The organism is Allobranchiibius sp. CTAmp26 (genome assembly GCF_017565405.1).
Lineage (GTDB): Bacteria > Actinomycetota > Actinomycetes > Actinomycetales > Dermatophilaceae > Allobranchiibius.
The window spans coordinates 110,259-128,162 of the sequence record NZ_JAGEKR010000024.1 but is presented as its reverse complement, the minus strand read 5'-3'; the positions used below and the strand labels follow the sequence as shown (position 1 = coordinate 128,162).

The following is a 17,904-nucleotide window of genomic DNA, read 5'->3' as shown; positions in this document are numbered from 1 at the left end:
CTCTACGCCGCTGGCTTGAGGACGTACCCCGCGCCGCGCATGGTGTGGATCATCGGCGACCGGCCGGCGTCGATCTTCTTGCGCAGGTAGGAGATGTAGAGCTCGACGACGTTGGCCTGGCCGCCGAAGTCGTAGTGCCACACCCGGTCCAGGATCTGGGTCTTGGAAAGGACCCGCTTGGGATTGCGCATCATGAAGCGCAGCAGCTCGAACTCGGTGGCGGTCAGCGAGATCTCGGTGCCGTCACGCACCACCTCGTGGCTGTCCTCGTCCAGCGACAGGTCACCGACGACGAGGGTGGAGGACGACTCCTGGGTCAGCTGCACCGAGCGGCGCAGCAGCGCGCGTACCCGGGCGACGACCTCCTCCAGGCTGAACGGCTTGGTGACGTAGTCGTCACCGCCTGCGGTCAGGCCCGCGATGCGGTCCTCGACGGCGTCCCGAGCCGTGAGGAAGAGGACCGGCAGCGTCGGGTCGTCGTCGCGCAGCCGCCGCAGCACCTCCATGCCGTCGAAATCCGGCAGCATCATGTCGAGCACGACGGTGTCCGGCTTGAACTCCTTGGCCACCCGTACGGCGCTGGACCCGGTGCCGGCGGACTTGATGTCCCAGCCCTCGTAGCGCAGCGCCATGCTCAGCAGTTCGGTCAGGTTGGACTCGTCGTCGACGACCAGCACGCGTACGTTGCTGCCGTCGGTGTGCTTCAAAGAGGCCGCGTTCGTAGGCATGGCACTCAGTAGACCGGTCCGCCCTGTACGCCGTCCAGGCCTGACCTGTGTCTTTTCTGTGCGAGACCTTTGCCGCGGACCACCCGTGCTTAGCCGCGGGTCAGACGCGCATCGATCCAGGCGAGGACGTCGGTGGTGACCTCGTCGCGGTTGGTCTCGTTCAGCAGCTCGTGCCGCGCATCGGGGTAGAGCGTGAGCGTGACGTCGCGGACGCCGACCTTCGTGAGTTGTGCCGCGACGGCCTTGACGCCGGCACCGTCCTTTCCGCCGACGGGATCCTTGTCACCGGAGATCAACAGCACCGGCAGACCGGATGGGATGCGCGCGACCTCGTCCTCGCGGTTGATCTCTGCGAGCCCGCCGAGCAGGTCGACGTAGAACCCGGCCGTGAAGACCTCGCCGCACCGGGGATCGGCGATGTACGCGTCGACCTCGGCCGGGTCACGCGACAGCCAGTCGAAATCGGTGCGGGTCGGCTTGAACGCCGCGTTGTACTGGCCGAAGGTCAGCGTGTTCATCACCTTGCTCGTGTGCCGGCGGCCACGGGTCCGGGCCTCCAGGGTCGCGATGCCCTTCCCCACTTTGCCGAGCGCGCCGGGGTCGCCGGCCGTCCCGCACAGCACGAGCGCGGTGAGGTCGCTGCCGTGGGCCATCGCGTACGACCGAGAGAGGAAGGAGCCCATGCTGTGGCCGAAGAGGACCACCGGCAGGCCAGGGTGCTCGGACGAGGCGCGCGCGGTGACGGCGGCCAGGTCCTCCACGACGACGTTCCAGCCGTCGGAGTCCGCCAGGTAACCGGCATCCGCTCCACCGGACGTCCGGCCGTGCCCGCGGTGATCCTCGGCGTAGACGGCGTACCCGGCGCCGGTGAGCGCCTGCGCGAACCGCTCGTAGCGGCCGGAGTGCTCGGCCATCCCGTGGGCCACCTGGACGATGGCCGTCGGGTCACCGTCGGGCAGCCACCGTCGTACGTGCAGGGGCGTGTTGTCGGCGGACTGCAGGATGAACGTGTCGGCGCGCATGGGGTGACCTCGTGATCGGGGATGGGACCGGCTGGGCGTCACGGTAGTGGGCCGCCCAGGTGGTGTTGCGAACTCGCCCGGGGACGTCACCTCCGCCCCGGCGGCAGACTGGACCGGTGAGCACCCCCGCGCCCAAGACCTGCGTCTCCTGTGGACGCCGCATCGAGTGGCGCAGGAAGTGGGCACGGGACTGGGAGCAGGTCCGCTACTGCAGCACGTCGTGTCGCCGGCGCGGCATCTCCGCCGTCGACGCCCGCCTGGAGGCGACGATCCTCGAGCTGCTCGACGCAGGCCCGCGATCGGGCAGCGTCGCACCGTCCGACGCCGCGCGGGTCGTGAGCGCGCAGGATGGGACATCGGATCCCGAGGCAGACCTCGCAGAGCCCGCCCGGCGCGCGGCACGGCGACTCGTGGAGTCCGGCAAGGCGCAGATCGTCCAGGGCGGCCGCGTGGTCGACCCGTCGACCGCCAAGGGCGAGTTCCGGATCCGGCGGACCTGAACCGGCCCGGGTCGGTCCACGACCCGGGCCGGAACGCAGCGCGCTCAGCGGGTGGCGGTCACCTGGCGGAGCCCACCGCGGCTCTCGGCGGCCTCCCGACGAGCAGCGTCGGACTCCTCGTCGGTGGACAGCTCCTGGGACTTGCGCTCGGCGTGCACCCGCTCGACGTACGCGGCCTTCTCGTGCTCGACGGTCGCCTCGTCCCAACCCAGCTCGGTCGCCATGATCGCCGCGGTCTCCTCGACGCAGTCGACACCGCGGTGCTTGGTGTCGATGGAGATGCGGGTACGCCGGGCGAGCACGTCGGTGATGTGCTTGGCACCCTCGTGCGTGACGGCATACTTCAACTCCGCGCGCAGGTACTCCTCGGCACCGGTGACCGGGTCGAGCATCGAGCGGTCGTCGTCGCCGAGCGACAGCAGCTCGTTGAGTTTGGAGCCGTAGCGGCCGAGCAGGTGCTCCACCCGCCAGGTGGAGATGCCGGCCTCTTTGGCCAGCTCGCTCTTGAGGTTGATCATCGCCTGGTAGCCGTCGGCGCCGACGAGCGGCACGTGCTCGGTGACCGACGGCTTGAGCTCACCCAGATCGGCCGCACACGCGTCGATCGCATCGGCCGCCATGACCCGGTACGTCGTGTACTTGCCACCGGCGATCGAGATCAGCCCCGGCTGCGGGCGGGCCACCGCGTGCTCACGGGACAGCTGGCTGGTGTCCTCGCTCTCACCGGCGAGCAGCGGCCGCAGGCCGGAGTAGACCCCGAGGATGTCGTCGCGGCTGACCGGCGTCGTGAGCACGGTGTTGACGTGCTCGAGGATGTAGTCGATGTCCTTGGACGTGGCCGCAGGGTGCGCGAGGTCGTACACCCAGTCGGTGTCGGTGGTGCCGATGATCCACTGCTGGCCGAAGGGAATCACGAAGAGCACGGACTTCTCGGTGCGCAGGATCAGCCCGACCTCGCCCGCGATCCGGTCGCGCGGCACGAGGATGTGCACCCCCTTGGAGGCGCGGACGTGGAAACGACCACGGCCCCCGGCCATCTTCTGCACGTCGTCGGTCCACACACCGGTGGCATTGACGACGACCTTGGCGCGCACCGTGACCTCCGCGCCGCTCTCGACGTCGCGGACGACGGCGCCGACCACCCGGTCGGCCTCCTTCACGATCTTCACGACCTCGGTGGAGTTGCGCACCACCGCTCCGTAGTGAGCTGCGGTCCGCACCACCGTCATCGTGTGGCGGGCGTCGTCCGATTGTGCGTCGAAGTACCGCACCGCCCCGACGAGCGCATTCTTCTTCAGGCTAGGGAACAGCCGCAGCGCACTGGTGCGGGTGAGGTGCTTCTGGCGGGGCACCGACTGCTTGCCGTTGATGTTGTCGTAGAGCATCAGACCGCTCGCGATGTACGGGCGCTCCCAGTAGCGGTGCTTGATCGGGTAGAGGAACGGCACCGGGTGCACCAGGTGCGGGGCGATGGTGGTGAGCATGAGCTCGCGCTCCTTGAGCGCCTCGGCCACCAGGCTGAAGTTGAGCTGCTCCAGGTAGCGCAGGCCCCCGTGGAACAGCTTGCTGCTACGCGACGAGGTGCCGCTTGCGAAGTCGCGCGCCTCGACCATCGCCACCTTCAGCCCGCGCGTGGCAGCGTCGAGCGCCGACCCGGCGCCGGTGACACCACCGCCGATGACCAGCACGTCGAACTCGGTGTTCTGCAAGTCGTTCCACGCCTGCTCGTGCTGTTTCGGCGACAGCGTCGCACTGAAGGGTTGCATCACCATGGGAGCTCCTCTTTGAGTGTCCATCCGAGCTTAGGCCCGTCGCATCCCGCGCTGCGGCCGGTCACTGGAGACCGCCCGTGCAGAGCCGGGATATCTCACCGGCGGCTTGCGAGGGCGACGAATCCGCGTACGGTACGGTGTGACGCCGCTCACACCAGAGCTGTCGTTATCCCGACGTCGGAGGAGAGCCAGTGAGTCTGTGGTCGGTGTTTTTCAGTGAGGTACTCGGCACGGCGACGCTGACCCTTCTGGGCTGTGGTGTCGTGGCCAATGTCGTGCTCCCCAAGGCAGGTGGGTTCGAGGGCGGCACGCTGATGATCAACTTCGGTTGGGGCCTCGGTGTCTTCGCCGGTGTCTACGCCGCGTACAAGTCAGGTGGTCATCTCAATCCGGCCGTCACGATCGCGTTGCTGGTGGACGGGGCCTCGACCTACGCTCCGCACGTCGACGTGACGTTCGGCTCGACCCTGGTGTACTTCGCCGGGGAGTTCCTCGGCGCGTTCCTCGGCGCGGTCGCCATGTGGCTGGCGTACAAGAAGCAGTTCGACGACCGCCTCGACGCCCCCTCGCTCGGTGTCTTCTCGACCGGCCCCGCCATCCGGTCCTACACCTGGAACTTCATCACCGAGGTCATCGCGACGTTCGTGCTGATCTTCTTCGTCCTCGTCAGCGGCAAGACCCCGACGCAGGTCGGACCGCTCGCCGTGGCATTGGTCGTCGTCGGTATCGGTGCGAGCCTGGGTGGCCCGACGGGGTACGCGATCAACCCCGCCCGCGACCTGGGTCCTCGCGTCGCCCACGCCCTGCTGCCGATCCCGAACAAGGACGCCAGCAACTGGTCCTACGCGTGGATCCCGGTGGTCGCGCCGATCGTCGGGTGTGTCATCGCCGCGCTCGCGGCGCGCGCCTACATCTGAGCACCTCCAGCCGTAACGATCTAGGAGATCCGCACCATGGCCAAGTACATCGCTTCCATCGACCAGGGGACGACCAGCACCCGCTGCATCCTCTTCGACCACGACGGCGCCATCGCCGCACAGGCGCAGATGGAACACGAACAGATCTTCCCCAAGTCGGGATGGGTCGAGCACAACCCCGAGGAGATCTGGCACAACACCCGCCAGGTCTGCGCCGACGCTCTCGTGAAGCTGGACGCCGCGACCAGTGACGTCGCCGCCGTCGGCATCACCAACCAGCGCGAGACCGCGGTCGTCTGGGACAAGACCACCGGCAAGTCCGTCTACAACGCGATCGTCTGGCAGGACACCCGCACCCAGCGCATCTGCGACGAGCTCGCCGGCGACAAGGGCGCGGACATCTACAAGGACAAGGTCGGGCTGCCGCTCGCGACCTACTTCTCCGGCCCGAAGGTCCGCTGGATCCTCGACAACGTCGACGGAGCGCGCGAGAAGGCCGAGGCGGGCGATCTGCTCTTCGGCAACATGGACACCTGGGTGCTCTGGAACCTCACCGGCGGCACCGACGGCGGCAAGCACTACACCGACGTCACCAACGCCTCGCGCACGCTGATGATGGACCTGGACACGCTCCAGTGGGACGACGACATCGTCAAGGACATGGGCATCCCCAAGTCGATGCTCCCGGAGATCCACTCCAGCTCCGAGGAGTACGGCAAGGTCCGCGAACGCGGCCCGCTGGCCGGGGTGCCGATCGCCGGGATCCTCGGCGACCAGCAGGCGGCGACGTTCGGGCAGGTGTGCTTCGAGGTCGGCACCGCCAAGAACACCTACGGCACCGGCAACTTCGTGCTCCTCAACACCGGTGAGGAGAAGGTCATGTCCAAGAACGGCCTGCTCACTACCGTCTGCTACAAGATCGGCGACAAGAAGCCGATCTACGCGTTGGAGGGCTCGGTCGCGGTGACCGGTTCGCTGGTGCAGTGGCTGCGCGACAACCTGAAGATGATCGACTCCGCACCGCAGGTCGAGGACTACGCCAAGGAGGTCGACGACAACGGTGACGTCTACATCGTGCCAGCGTTCTCCGGTCTGTTCGCGCCGCACTGGCGCCCCGACGCACGCGGCGTCATCGTCGGTCTGACCCGGTTCAACAACCGCAGCCACATCTGCCGCGCCGCGCTGGAGGCCACCGCCTTCCAGTCGCGCGAGGTCGTCGACGCGATGAACGCCGACTCCGGTGTCGCCCTCACCGAACTCAAGGTCGACGGCGGCATGGTCGTCAACGAGACCCTGATGCAGTTCCAGGCCGACCTGCTCGGAGTGCCCGTCATCCGCCCGGTCGTGAGCGAGACGACTGCCCTCGGTGCGGCGTACGCCGCTGGCCTCGCCGTCGGCTTCTGGAAGGACGAGGACGAGCTGCGCAAGCAGTGGGCCGAGGACAAGCGGTGGGAGCCCAAGATGGACAAGGACAAGGTCAAGTGGCTCTACTCCAAGTGGAACAAGGCCGTGCAGCGCACCCTGGACTGGACCGACAAGGACCCGTCCGAGTTGTATTGAGTTGAGCTGACCTGACCTGACCTGAGCTCACCCTAAGGGCCCGTGGCGTACGCGCCGCGGGCCCTTCGCCGTACCCTCGGCGGGTGTTCGTCCTGATCCTCGGTGGCACCGCCGAGGCACGTGACCTGGCCGCCCGGTTGCACGGTGCCGGCGTGCCGTTCGCCTCCTCACTCGCCGGTCGGGTCGCCCGGCCGAGGCTGCCCGTCGGGCAGGTGCGGATCGGCGGCTTCGGCGGGGTGGTCGGGCTGGCGGCGTACCTGCGCTCGTCGGAGGTCACCCATCTGGTGGACGCCACCCACCCGTTCGCCGCGACGATGACGCGGCACGCGGCGCAGGCGGCTGCGGACGTGGGCATTTCGCTGATCCGGTTGGCGCGTCCTGGGTGGTCCGGTCGGCCGGACGCGCCCGGATGGCACTGGTGCGGCTCGCTGTCCGACGTGTGCCGGGTCGCTGGCGGGATCGGCGCGCGACCGTTCCTGACGAGCGGACGCCAGACGTTGCCGGCATTCGCCGCGTGGAGCGACCGCGACGTGCTGGTGCGGGTGGTCGAACCCGTGCAGCAGGCGCTGCCGGCGAGGTGGACCGTCGTGCAGGATCGCGGGCCGTACGACGTGGACGGCGAGCTGGCGCTGCTGCGCGACCACCGGATCGACGTGCTGGTGACGAAGGACTCCGGTGGTGACTACACGAGCGCCAAGCTCGACGCGGCCGCTGCGCTGGGAGTGCCGGTCGTCGTGCTCTCGCGACCGAGCAGCCCCGCCGGGCTGCGGGAGGTCAGCTCCGTCGACGGATGCCTCGCGCTGCTGCCCGGCTGACCACTCGGGCTCCGACGACGAGGGCCAGGGCGATCGTGGCTGTGCGGTGGTGCAGCCGGATCGCGGCGCCGATGTCGTCGACCCCCACGTCCGGGCCGTCGCCGAGCGTGCCCCGATCCTCGGGCACACCGCGGTAGGTGCTGCGGCCTCCCAGCCGGCGCCCGAGTGCCGCGGCGAACGCCGACTCGACCGGGCCGGCGTTCGGGCTCGGGTGTGCGGGGGCGTCCCGGCGTACGACGTGCACCACCTGGCGTGCCCGGGCGGGTGATCCGGTGGCGAGGGCGATCGACAGCACGGTGAGGCGCGCCGGGGCCCAGTTCGCGACGTCGTCCAGTCGTGCTGCGGCCCAGCCGAATTCGCGGTAGCGCTGGGAACGGTGCCCGATCATCGCGTCGAGGGTGTTGACTGCGCGGTAGCCGACCAGCCCGGGCACCCCGGCGATCGCGCCCCAGAAGAGCGGGCTGACCACGGCGTCCGCACCGTTCTCGGCGACCGACTCGACGCAGGCGCGTGCCAGCTCGGCGGGGGTCAGCTGCGAACTGTCCCGTCCCACGAGGTGCCGGATCTGCACTCTGGCGCCCGCGAGGTCCTCGCGTACGAGCAGGTCGTGCATCGCGGATGCCTCCCGCGTCAGCGAGCGGCCGCCGAGCACGGTCCAGGTGGCGAGCGCGACGACCGGCAGGTGGGGACGCATGCGGGCGGCATACCCGCCGGCCACGGTCACCCCGCCGACCAGGAGGGCCTCGTGCAGGATGCCGCGGGTGCGACGAGGGGCGTACGTGCGCCGCTCCAGGGCGGTGGCCAGGGTGCCGAAACCGGCCACTGGGTGCCACCGGCGTGGATCGCCGAGGACCAGATCGGCGGCGTACCCGACGAGCAGCCCGGCGACGATGGGGTCGGGTCTCACGGCGACTTCACCGTGAGCACCTGCCCTGCGACGACGAGCTGCACGGTGTCGCAGGCATCGGCGACGCGTTGGTTGGTGAGCCCGAGCAGGTCGGCGAAGATGCGGGCCGAGCGATGCTCGGGCACGAGACTGAGGCCGACCTCGTCCGACACGATCACCAGGTCGTGCCGGCAGCCGCGGACCGTTGTCGCCAGGTCGTCGACCAGCTCCAGCGCGGCGGGTTCCCAGTCCTCGCGCGGGGCTTCCCAGGCCCGTAGCCGGTCCAGGTGGGCGGTGATCCAGGTGCCGAGTCCGTCGACGAGAGCCGGACCGGGCAGGTCCGCCAATACGCCTGCGAGGTCGATCGACTCAATGGTCGACCAGTGCGCGGGGCGGCGTTCGCGGTGGGTATGCACGCGGCGCGCCCAGTCATCGTCCAGATCGGGGCCGGGACCCGTCGCGACGTACGAGACCGCCGGCGCGTCCGCCAGCGTGCGCTCGGCGACCGCGGACTTGCCCGAGCGGATGCCGCCGAGGACCAGGGTCTTCACGCGCCACCCCGAGTGGACAGGACGAGCAGGCTGACCGCCAGGGCGATCTCGACGCCGGCGCCCATCACGTCACCGGTCACCCCGCCCAGCACCGTGCGGCAGCGGATCGCGAGCACGGACACCGCCACGAGCCCGAGGGCCACCGCGACCGGCGTGAGGAGGACGTGGCCGGCGACGAACCCGACCGCCGCGGAGAGGGCCAGCACCACCAGCACCGTCGAGGCGAGGGCGGGGACCGGCACGTTATCGGCGACGACGACCCCGAGGCCGTCGGAGCGGGCGGCCGGAAGACCGCGTACGGCGATCAGGGTGCAGGCGGCCCGGGACGCGAGCACGGCCACGCCGACGAGCAGCCAGCCCCATGCGTCCGTGACCACGGCGGCCAGGGATGCGGCGTCGAGCAGCAGGACCACCACGAGCACCCCGACCGCGACAGGGCCGGTGTCGCCCTTGCGCATGACCTCCAGGGCGCGTTCGCGACTCCAACCCGCGGCGAGGCCGTCTGCGGTGTCCGCCAAGCCGTCCCAGTGCATGGCGCGGGTGCCCCAGCCGAGTGCCGCACACACCAGGACGCCGGTCACCAGCGAGGGCAGGTGGACCGTGGGGCCGGCCCAGGCGAGCAGCCCGCCGAGCAAGGCGACGGGCAGCGCGCCCACGGGTGCCAGAGTCATCGCCCACCGCGCACTGGTGCGGTCCACCTCGGGGAGCGTGCCCACGGGAACGATGGACAGGGTGCCGACGGCAAGGCGCAGGCCGGTCAGCAACTGCCTCACGACGTGCCGATGTCCTGTGGGCGCAGTGCGGCGACGGAGTGCCCGATCACTGTGACGGCGGGCGGTCGGATGTCCGCCTGGTCGCCGATCCGCGCGATGTCGCGCAGTGGCCCCCGAGCGACCCGCTGACTCGGCAGGCCCGCGTCGGCCACCGACGCTGCCGGCGTCTCGGGGTCGAGGCCGTGGGAGATGAGCGCATCCGCGATGCTCGCGAGGGTCTTGACCCCCATGAGGACGACCACCGTCATCCGCGTCTCCGCGACGGCGCGCCAGTCCACGGTGCTGCGCGGGTCGTCGGGGGCGACGTGTCCGGAGACGACGACGAAGCCCTGGATGACGTCGCGGTGCGTGAGGGGAATCCCGGCGAGTGCGGGCGCGGCGATAGACGAAGTGACACCGGGAATCACAGTGACTGCTACGCCCGCGTCGACGCACGCGTTCCATTCCTCGCCGCCGCGGCCGAAGACGAAACTGTCGCCACCCTTGAACCGCACGACGTTCCGTCCAGCTTGTGCCTGCTCGACGAGGATGGCGTTGATCTGCTCCTGGGGCGTGAAGGCACCCGAAGGGATCTTGCCGACGTGGATGATCTCCGGACGCGGGTCCAATTCGTCGAGCACGCCGAGCGGAGCCAACCTGTCGCAGACCACCACGTCTGCCTCGCGCAGTGCCTGCATCCCGGCGATGGTCAGCAGGCCGCGGTCGCCTGGACCTCCGCCGACCAGCACGACCCGTCCGCTGCTTCCGGACCGGGAAGGCTCCTGCGCCTCGACCGCCGGGTCGCGCAGCACGACGTCGTACGAGGCGAGATCGGGCGCGGCAACGACCGTGACGAGCCGGCGTGTGGCCAGGTCTCGCACCACCGGGTGCGTTCCGGACTCCTGCACATCGACCACGGCCCCGCCGTCGAGCAGGGTGTGCACGATCTCAGCGACGCGCGGCCCGGGGTCACGCACCAGCACGCGGGCGCCCGTGCCGGGGATGTCGAGCCTCATCGGGCGAGCTCGGGTGCGGTCGAAGGGATGCGGGCGAGCACATCGTCCAGGGCGACCAGGAAGGCATCGGTCGTCGTCGTGTCGCGCACCGCGATGCGGATCCACCGTGCGTCCAGTCCGGGGAAGGTGTCGCCGCGACGTACGGCGAACCCGTTGTCCCGCAGTGCTTCCCGAGTATTCGGAGGCGCCTGGACCAGGACGAACGGCGCGACTCCATCGACCGGCCGCAGCCCGCACGCCCGCAGGCCACGGACGAGATGTGCCCGGTCGGTGGTCGCCTGCCGGGCCAGTCCGTCGGCCTGATCGAGCGCGCTGCGGGTCGCGGTCGCGGTCATCACGACGGCCGCGGGCGTCGACACCGACCACGGCGGCTGGTGGTGCGCCAGGAGCGCGATCAGGTCGGGGTCGCCGACGACGTACCCGGCGCGCAGTCCGGCTAGTCCCCACGTCTTGGTCAGCGAGCGCAGCACCAACAGTCCGGGCATCTGCGCGCCGATCAGCGAGTTCGGCTCTCCAGGAACGGCATCCATGAACGCTTCATCGACGACGACCGTGCGACCGGGGCCCAACAGGGACTCGATGGGGGCGTGCGGGTGCAGCACGCCGGTCGGGTTGGTGGGATTGCCGAGCATGACCAGGTCGGCGTTCGGGTCGACACGGGCGGCGTCGAGCACGAAGCCGGCGTCGGCGTGCAGCACATGCCGCTCGGGCACCCGTCCGACGCGGCGCAGCGCCGCCTCGGGCTCGGTGAACTGCGGGTGCACCACGAGGGGGTGCCGCCCGGGCACGGCGCGCGCGATCAGGGTGAAGGCCTCGGCGGCGCCGCTGGTCGGCAGCACCATCGCCTCGGGGACGCCGTGTCGCTCGGCGATCGCCGTACGAGCCTGCGAGACATCGGGATACGCGGCCAACCGGGTCGTGCAGGCGGCGATGCGGTCGGTGAGCCACACCGGCGGGACAGGGACCCGCACGTTGACGGCGAGGTCGACGAGGGTGCGTCCGGTGCCACGGAGCTCGGCGTCGCCGTGGTGGTCGAGCGGGTCGGTGGGCCCGGCCGTGGCCGCGGGGTACGCAGCCACCGGCGAAGGGGTCACCGGAGGGCGTACCGCCTCCATCGCGGGCTGGTACGTGTGCACCGCGTCGGCGAACGACGTTGCCAAAGAGGGGTTTCCGGCCCAGTGCACGTGCAGGTACGACGCGTGGACGGTGGGGCGCCCGGTGCCGGCCGGGTCGAGCGCGAACCCGGCCGGTGCACCGTCGACCAGCCAGGCGCCGGGCCCCGACGTGGCGGGAGTCGTGCGGGTGCGGTGGAACTCGTGGGCGTGCACCGTCGTGCCGGCAACGCCGAGGACCCCGTCGACCGGAAGAGTCGCGGTGCGGTAGCCCAGGGTCAGCCGCGGGTGCATCGCCGCGGCAGCGGGCAGCGCGCCCACCATCGCGTGGTCGTCGAGTGCCTGCGCCAGGTAGAGCAGGCCGGCGCACTCCGCGACGGTCGGCATGCCGGAGGCGACGGCGTCGCGCAGCTCGGCGAGCAGGGACGCGTTCCGGGCCAGCGCCGGGGCGTGTGCCTCCGGGAAACCGCCGCCCAGGTAGAGGCCACTGGTGCCGGCCGGCAGGGCGGGGTCCGACGCCGGGTCGAAGACGACCGGCTCGCACCCTGCGGCGCGCAGTATCTCGTCGGTCTCGGTGTACCGGAAGGTGAAGGCCTGCCCACCGGCGACCGCGACAACGCGAGCGGGTGCGGCACGGTGCACGGTCGGTGGGGCCCAGGGCTCCTCGTGCAGGTCCGGCGCGGTCCGCGCCAGCTCGAGGACGGCGTCGAGATCGAGGTGCTCGGTGATCTGGCCGGCGAGTCGGTCGAGCCCGGCCGCGGCCTCGTCGCGCTCGGCGGCGGGGACCAGACCGAGGTGGCGGGACGGCACGCTGACGCCGGCGTCGCGGGGCAGGACACCGAGGACGGGCAGGCCGGTGGCCTCGACGGCGCGGCGTACTTCCGTGGCGTGCCGGGCGCTGCCGGCCTTGTTGAGCACGACGCCGGCGACCTGCACGGACGGGTCGTAGCTGGCGAGGCCATGCACGCTGGCGGCGATCGTGCGGGCCGCCGAGGAGATGTCGATGACCAGCAGCACCGGTGAGTGGGTCAGCGTCGCGACATGGGCGGTCGAGGCGAATCCGTCGGTGCCCATCTGCCCGTCGTACAGGCCCATCACGCCCTCGATCACCGACAGGTCCGCGGCGTACGGCGTGCGCGCACCGTGCAGCAGCAGCGGCGCGATCTGCTCGGGCGCGGTCAGCCACGGGTCGAGGTTGCGGCCCGGCCGTCCGGTCGCGAGCGCGTGGTAGCCGGGGTCGATGTAGTCGGGGCCGACCTTGGCGGGGGCGACCGCGAGCCCGCGGCTGCGCAGGGCGGCCATGATGCCGACGGCCACGGTGGTCTTGCCCTGGCCCGACGCCGCGGCGGCGATCACGACGCGGGGCAGCCGGGTCACCACTCGATGCCCTTCTGGCCCTTCTGGCCCTTGTCGAAGGGGTGCGCGATCTTGGTCATCTCGGTCGCGACGTCGGCGATCTCCAACAGGCGGGGGTCCGGATTGCGCCCGGTGATCACGACGTGCTGGTGGCCGGGCCGGTCCCGCAGGGTGGTCACGACGTCGTCCACGTCGACCCAGCCCCACTTCATGAGGTAGGTGAACTCGTCGAGGATGTAGAGCGTGTGGGTCTGCGCGGCGAGGCGCCGCTTGATCTCCGCCCACCCCTCGCGTGCCGCGTCGGCGTGCTCCTGCTCGCTGCCCGCCTTGCGCGACCAGGACCAGCCCGAGCCCATCTTGTGCCACTCGATGGGACCGCCCTGGCCGGTGTCCTGGTGCACCCGGTCGAGCGTCTCGAGGGCGGTCTGCTCGCCGATGCGCCACTTGGCGGACTTCACGAACTGGAAGACACCGATCGACCAGCCCTGGTTCCAGCCGCGCAGCGCGAGCCCGAACGCGGCCGTGGACTTGCCCTTGCCGTCGCCGCCGTGCACGACGACGAGTGGGGAGTTGCGCCGGGCGCGGGTGGTGAGTCCGTCCGCCGCGGCGACGGGGGTCTGTCCTCGGGGCATCAGGCCACACTCCTCTCGCGGATCGCCGTCACCAGGCTGTCGGCGGCGAATTCTGCCAGCGTCACGTGCTCGGCGCCCATCCGCGCGGCGAGGTCGGCGGCCAAGCCCATCCGGAAGCGGCCGGTCTCGGCGTCGACCACCACGGCATCCACTCCGGTGCTCGGCCACCGATCGGCGACCCAGCGGGCGCGCTCGAGGGCGTCCGGGCCGGAGGTGGCCCGGCCGTCGGTCACCAGCACGAGCAGCACCCGCCGGTGCGGGTCGCGGATGCGCTCGACCTCGAGGGTGCGGGCGGCGGTGAGCAGTCCCTCGGCGAGCGGCGTACGGCCGCCGTGCGGCAGGTCGGTCAGGCAGGCCGCGGCGGCCTCGACGGAGTGCGTCGGCGGGAGCGCGAGATCGGCCCCCGCGCCTCGGAAGGTCACCACCCCGACCCGGTCACGGCGCTGGTAGGCGTCGGTCAGCAGGCTGATGACGGCGGTCTTGACCTCGCTCATCCGTTCGCGCGCGCCCATCGAACCGGAGGCGTCGACGGCGATGAGGACGAGGTTGGACTCGCGGCCCTGGGTCACCTTGTGGCGCAGATCCTCACCGGCGACGCGCAGTCGACCGGCACGCGACCGGCCCGCGCCGCGCAGCGCGGCTGCCCGGATCGTGGCGGGCAGGTGCACCGCGCCGGTGCCGGTGCGAGCGGAGCCGATGGTCGCGCCCCAGTTGGTGATCGCCCGGCTGCGCCGCCCGGCCTCGCCACGGCCGACACCTCGGACGGTGAATGACCGCACCCGGTAGGGCTCCTCGGCTTGCGCGACCTGCAGGGGCGCGGTCGGCGCCTCGGGGGCCGCCGTGTCGGTCTCCCGCTCCTGCTCGGAGCGCTCGGCCTCGCCGCCGTCCCGGTGCGGGGTCGGCGTGGTGGCGTCGTTCGGATCCTCCGTGGCGTCGCCGCCCTCTGAGGGTGACTGGTTGTTGGACTCTGCGTCGTCGCCCTCGGTCTCGTTCCCATCGGCCGGCGAATCAGGCTGCGGCTGCGTAGGATCCGGGTCGTCATTCGTCTCAGTCTCGTCCGGCGTGGGGTCCGGCTCGTCGTCGTCGCCGAGCAGACGGTCGAGCAGGTCTTCGTCCAGGCCCGGCGCGTCGAACGGCTTGCGCCGACGGCGGTGCGGCAGAGCGAGCTTCGCGGCCACCCGGATGTCCTCGCGGGCGACGCTGTCGCGGTCCTGCCACGCCGCGTGCGCCCGGGCGGCGCGGGCGGTCACGATGTCCGCGCGCATCCCGTCGACGTCGAATCCGGCACAGACGGTCGCGATCTTGCCCAGCGCCCAGTCCGACAGCTCCACGTCCGCCACACGCTGCTGGGCGGCGGCCAACCGCGCGCCGAGCGTGGCCTGCGCGTCGGCGTACGTCGTGGCGAAACCCTCGGGGTCGGCGTCGAACGCGAGCCGCCGGCGGACGATCTCCACCCGCTCCTGCGGGACGCGGGACGCGCTGATCTCGACGGACAGCCCGAAGCGGTCGAGCAGCTGCGGGCGCAGCTCGCCTTCTTCGGGGTTCATCGTGCCGACGAGCATGATCCGCGCCGCGTGAGTGACCGAGACACCGTCGCGCTCGACGGTGTTGCGGCCCATCGCGGCCGCGTCGAGCAGCAGGTCGACGAGGTGGTCCTGCAGCAGGTTGACCTCGTCGACGTAGAGGAGGCCGCGGTGGGCATCGGCGAGCAGGCCGGGCTCGAACGCCGTCTCGCCGGATCCGAGCGCGCGGCTGAGATCGAGCGATCCGGTGACCCGGTCGTCGCTGGCGCCGATGGGAAGCTCGACCAGCCGGGCGGGCCGCTGCGCGGCGTCCATCCCGGGCGTGTGCGGGCCGTCGGGGCACTGCGGGTCGGGTTCGCGCGGATCACAACCGAAGCGGCATCCGTCGACGACGTCCTGCTCGGGCAGCACCGCCGCAAGGGAGCGCACCATGGTGGACTTCGCGGTGCCCTTCTCGCCGCGGACGAGCACCCCGCCGACATCGGGGGCGACGGTCGTCAGGACGAGTGCGAGGGCCATCTCGTCGGCACCGACGATGGCGGAGAACGGGAACTGCGGCACGGAATCCACGGGCCCTTCTGACGAGTGACCACGCTCGCCGGTCGAGTGGCCCGATCGGGTCGCCGACCGAGCGTGACGCAGGCCGACATCCTGGCTCGTACCGGAGGGACTCCGGCAACTCACAGTGGCGGGACCGCTCCGGATTCGCACCGGATTCCTCGCCCTGCGTCGCAGCGATCATGTCATATCGGCGCCCTCGCCTAGAGTGCCGACGTGATCGACGTCGTGGGTATCGGGGAGGGCGGCGAAGCCGAGCTTTCCCCCCGGAGCCGGGCTCTCGTGATGGGCGCCCGGACGCTGCTCGGTGGCCGCCGGCACCTGAAGCTGGTCCCCGCCGCACCGGGTCAGACCCGCCGCCCGTGGCCGTCACCGCTGCGCGAAGGGCTGGGCCCGCTGCTCGCCGAGCTGGACGCGGCGTCCTCCCCCGCGGGGGAGGTGGTGGCGCTCGCCAGCGGCGATCCACTGCTGTCCGGGATCGGTACCACCCTGATCGAGGTGCTCGGTGCCGATGCGGTGCGTATCCACCCGGTCGTGTCCTCCGAGACCCTCGCGCGGGCCCGGATGGGCTGGTCGGCCGAGCAGGCGACGGTCGTGACGCTCGTCGGCCGGTCACCGGACGGCGTACGCCGTCACCTGGCCTCCGGTGCGCGCCTGGTCGTGCTCTGCAGCGACGGGAGCACGCCCGCGGTGCTCGCCCGGTTGCTGACCGAGCAGGGATGGGGCGCGTCCCGGATGACGGCCTGGTGGCACCTCGACGGCCCTGCCGAGGGGTCGCTCACCGCGTCGGCCGCGCACTGGTCCGTCGAGCGGACCGCCGACCTGGTGCTCGTGTGCGTGCAGGTGTCGGGGACACCCGCGACGCCTGCGGCCATCGGTCCGGCTCCGGGGCGGCCGGAGTCCTCGTTCGACCACGACGGCCAGATCAGCAAGCGGGACGTGCGCGCCTCCGCGCTCGCCCAGCTGCGCCCGACACCTGGTGGGCATCTCTGGGATCTCGGTGCCGGATCGGGTGCCGTGGGCATCGAATGGGCGCTCGCCGCGCCCGGCGCCAGCGTGAGCGCCGTCGAGCACAATGTGGCGCGTGCCGAGCGGATTCGCAGCAATGCCAGGCAGTTCGGTGTCGCGGCCGAGGTCACGGTCGTCGAGTCCGCATCGCTCGACGCCTTGGCCGGCCTCCCCGATCCCGACGCCGTCTTCGTCGGTGGCGGGCTCACTCCTGCTCTCATCGACGCCGTGCGCTCGCGGTTGCGTCCGGGCGGGCGGCTCGTCGCGCATGCGGTGACGCTGAGCACCGAGGCCCTGCTGGTCGGGGCGCACGAGCGCTTCGGGGGTGAGCTGACCCGGATCAGCGTCGAGCACGCGACCTCGCTGGGTGCGCACCTGTCGTGGACACCGGCGCGCGCCGTCGTCCAGTGGAGCTCCACGAAGGGAATGCCGTGACCGTGCACTTCATCGGCGCCGGTCCCGGCGCCGCGGACCTGCTGACGCTGCGCGCGGTGCGGCTGCTCGAGCAGAGTCCTGTCTGTCTCTACGCGGGCACCTACCTGGACGCCGCCGTGCTGGGTCACTGCCCGGCCGGCGCGGAGCTGGTCGACACCCAGCACCTCAATCTGGACGCGATCACCGAGCACCTGGTGGCAGCGACGGCGCGGGGCGCCGACGTGGCCCGGCTGTGCTCCGGCGACCCGTCGGTCTACTCCGCGATCGCCGAGCAGACCCGCCGCCTGGATCGGGCGGGGGTCGCCTGGGACGTGACACCCGGCGTCCCGGCGTACGCCGCGACCGCCGCGCTGGTCGGGCGGGAGCTCACCGTCCCCGAGGTCGCCCAGTCCGTCGTGCTCACGCGGGTGCAGAAGGACTCGACGAAGATGCCCGCCGGCGAATCGCTCGAGGCGTACGCCGCAACGGGAGCGACCCTGGTGCTGCACCTGGCGATCCGGCACATCGACTCCATCGTCCAGCGGTTGACCCCGCACTACGGCGCCGACTGCCCGGTGGTCATCGGATCGCAGGTCAGTCAGCCCGCCGAGCTGGTCCTGCGCGGGACGCTGGCGAACATCGCGGGTCAGGTGCACGAGCACGCGCTGCGGCAGGCGGCGGTCATCCTGGTCGGCCCCGCGCTCGGCACACGCGACTTCGTGGAGTCGCACCTCTACTCCTCGCGCCCACCCGCCTGAGAACCCGGCCGCAGAGCGTCCTCA

At 71.3% G+C, this 17,904-nt stretch carries 16 protein-coding genes and 1 riboswitch; of the genes, 6 read left to right on the top strand and 10 right to left on the bottom strand.

Annotated features, from left to right (window positions below; all coding sequences use genetic code 11):
* Positions 1 to 2: 2 nt before the first annotated feature.
* A complete protein-coding gene (locus tag J4030_RS16805; RefSeq protein ID WP_279538209.1) occupies positions 3 to 728 on the bottom strand; it encodes a response regulator transcription factor in 726 nt (241 codons plus the stop codon).
* 89 nt (positions 729 to 817) lie between these two features.
* Positions 818 to 1,750 (bottom strand): alpha/beta hydrolase, encoded by a 933-nt coding sequence (locus J4030_RS16800; protein WP_208050386.1) that lies wholly within the window; start codon positions 1,748 to 1,750, stop codon positions 818 to 820.
* Positions 1,751 to 1,866: 116 nt separating this feature from the next.
* Here J4030_RS16800 and J4030_RS16795 point away from each other — a divergent pair, with 116 nt between their 5' ends.
* A complete protein-coding gene (locus J4030_RS16795) occupies positions 1,867 to 2,250 on the top strand; it encodes a DUF2256 and DUF3253 domain-containing protein (protein ID WP_208050385.1) in 384 nt (127 codons plus the stop codon).
* A gap of 44 nt (positions 2,251 to 2,294) precedes the next feature.
* Here J4030_RS16795 and glpD read toward each other — a convergent pair whose 3' ends face one another.
* On the bottom strand, positions 2,295 to 4,022 hold the full coding sequence (gene glpD, locus J4030_RS16790; protein WP_208050384.1) for a glycerol-3-phosphate dehydrogenase: 1,728 nt from the start codon (positions 4,020 to 4,022) through the stop codon (positions 2,295 to 2,297).
* Between the two features lie 191 nt (positions 4,023 to 4,213).
* Here glpD and J4030_RS16785 point away from each other — a divergent pair, with 191 nt between their 5' ends.
* From J4030_RS16785 to J4030_RS16775, 3 genes are all read left to right on the top strand, one after another.
* Positions 4,214 to 4,939 carry an MIP/aquaporin family protein gene (locus tag J4030_RS16785; RefSeq protein ID WP_208050383.1) on the top strand — a complete coding sequence of 242 codons (726 nt, stop codon included), beginning with the start codon at positions 4,214 to 4,216 and terminating at the stop codon, positions 4,937 to 4,939.
* 36 nt (positions 4,940 to 4,975) lie between these two features.
* Positions 4,976 to 6,499: a glycerol kinase GlpK gene (gene glpK, locus J4030_RS16780; RefSeq protein ID WP_208050382.1), complete on the top strand. Its 1,524-nt coding sequence runs from the start codon at positions 4,976 to 4,978 to the stop codon at positions 6,497 to 6,499.
* An 83-nt stretch (positions 6,500 to 6,582) separates the two neighbouring features.
* Positions 6,583 to 7,314 (top strand): cobalt-precorrin-6A reductase, encoded by a 732-nt coding sequence (locus J4030_RS16775; protein ID WP_208050381.1) that lies wholly within the window; start codon positions 6,583 to 6,585, stop codon positions 7,312 to 7,314.
* Here the strand turns inward: J4030_RS16775 and cbiB are convergent.
* The 7 genes from cbiB to J4030_RS16740 are packed head-to-tail and all read right to left on the bottom strand — an operon-like array spanning position 7,274 to position 15,712.
* Positions 7,274 to 8,221 (bottom strand): adenosylcobinamide-phosphate synthase CbiB, encoded by a 948-nt coding sequence (cbiB, locus tag J4030_RS16770; RefSeq protein ID WP_307864753.1) that lies wholly within the window; start codon positions 8,219 to 8,221, stop codon positions 7,274 to 7,276. The two genes, J4030_RS16775 and cbiB, sit on opposite strands and share 41 nt — an antisense overlap.
* Positions 8,218 to 8,751: a bifunctional adenosylcobinamide kinase/adenosylcobinamide-phosphate guanylyltransferase gene (locus tag J4030_RS16765; RefSeq protein ID WP_208050380.1), complete on the bottom strand. Its 534-nt coding sequence runs from the start codon at positions 8,749 to 8,751 to the stop codon at positions 8,218 to 8,220. Before J4030_RS16765 ends, cbiB begins: the two co-directional genes overlap by 4 nt.
* Positions 8,748 to 9,524, bottom strand: a complete 777-nt coding sequence (locus J4030_RS16760; RefSeq protein WP_307864752.1) for an adenosylcobinamide-GDP ribazoletransferase — start codon at positions 9,522 to 9,524, stop codon at positions 8,748 to 8,750. Before J4030_RS16760 ends, J4030_RS16765 begins: the two co-directional genes overlap by 4 nt.
* On the bottom strand, positions 9,521 to 10,519 hold the full coding sequence (gene cobA, locus J4030_RS16755; protein ID WP_208050379.1) for a uroporphyrinogen-III C-methyltransferase: 999 nt from the start codon (positions 10,517 to 10,519) through the stop codon (positions 9,521 to 9,523). The genes J4030_RS16760 and cobA overlap by 4 nt, the downstream gene beginning before the upstream one ends.
* Positions 10,516 to 13,008: a cobyrinate a,c-diamide synthase gene (locus J4030_RS16750; RefSeq protein ID WP_208050378.1), complete on the bottom strand. Its 2,493-nt coding sequence runs from the start codon at positions 13,006 to 13,008 to the stop codon at positions 10,516 to 10,518. The genes cobA and J4030_RS16750 overlap by 4 nt, the downstream gene beginning before the upstream one ends.
* On the bottom strand, positions 13,005 to 13,619 hold the full coding sequence (cobO, locus tag J4030_RS16745) for a cob(I)yrinic acid a,c-diamide adenosyltransferase (protein WP_208050377.1): 615 nt from the start codon (positions 13,617 to 13,619) through the stop codon (positions 13,005 to 13,007). Before cobO ends, J4030_RS16750 begins: the two co-directional genes overlap by 4 nt.
* The gene (locus J4030_RS16740; protein ID WP_307864751.1) at positions 13,619 to 15,712 is read right to left on the bottom strand and encodes a magnesium chelatase subunit D family protein; all 2,094 of its coding nucleotides are present in this window, start codon (positions 15,710 to 15,712) and stop codon (positions 13,619 to 13,621) included. Before J4030_RS16740 ends, cobO begins: the two co-directional genes overlap by 1 nt.
* Positions 15,713 to 15,765: 53 nt before the next feature.
* Positions 15,766 to 15,916, bottom strand: a riboswitch (cobalamin riboswitch).
* Between J4030_RS16740 and cbiE the strand changes: the two genes are divergently transcribed.
* Both cbiE and J4030_RS16730 read left to right on the top strand, forming a co-directional pair.
* Positions 15,917 to 17,143, top strand: coding sequence for a precorrin-6y C5,15-methyltransferase (decarboxylating) subunit CbiE (gene cbiE / locus J4030_RS18615; protein ID WP_208050376.1), 1,227 nt, complete (start codon positions 15,917 to 15,919; stop codon positions 17,141 to 17,143).
* Positions 17,140 to 17,880 carry a cobalt-precorrin-4/precorrin-4 C(11)-methyltransferase gene (locus J4030_RS16730; protein ID WP_208050375.1) on the top strand — a complete coding sequence of 247 codons (741 nt, stop codon included), beginning with the start codon at positions 17,140 to 17,142 and terminating at the stop codon, positions 17,878 to 17,880. The genes cbiE and J4030_RS16730 overlap by 4 nt, the downstream gene beginning before the upstream one ends.
* The last annotated feature ends 24 nt before the right edge of the window (positions 17,881 to 17,904 follow it).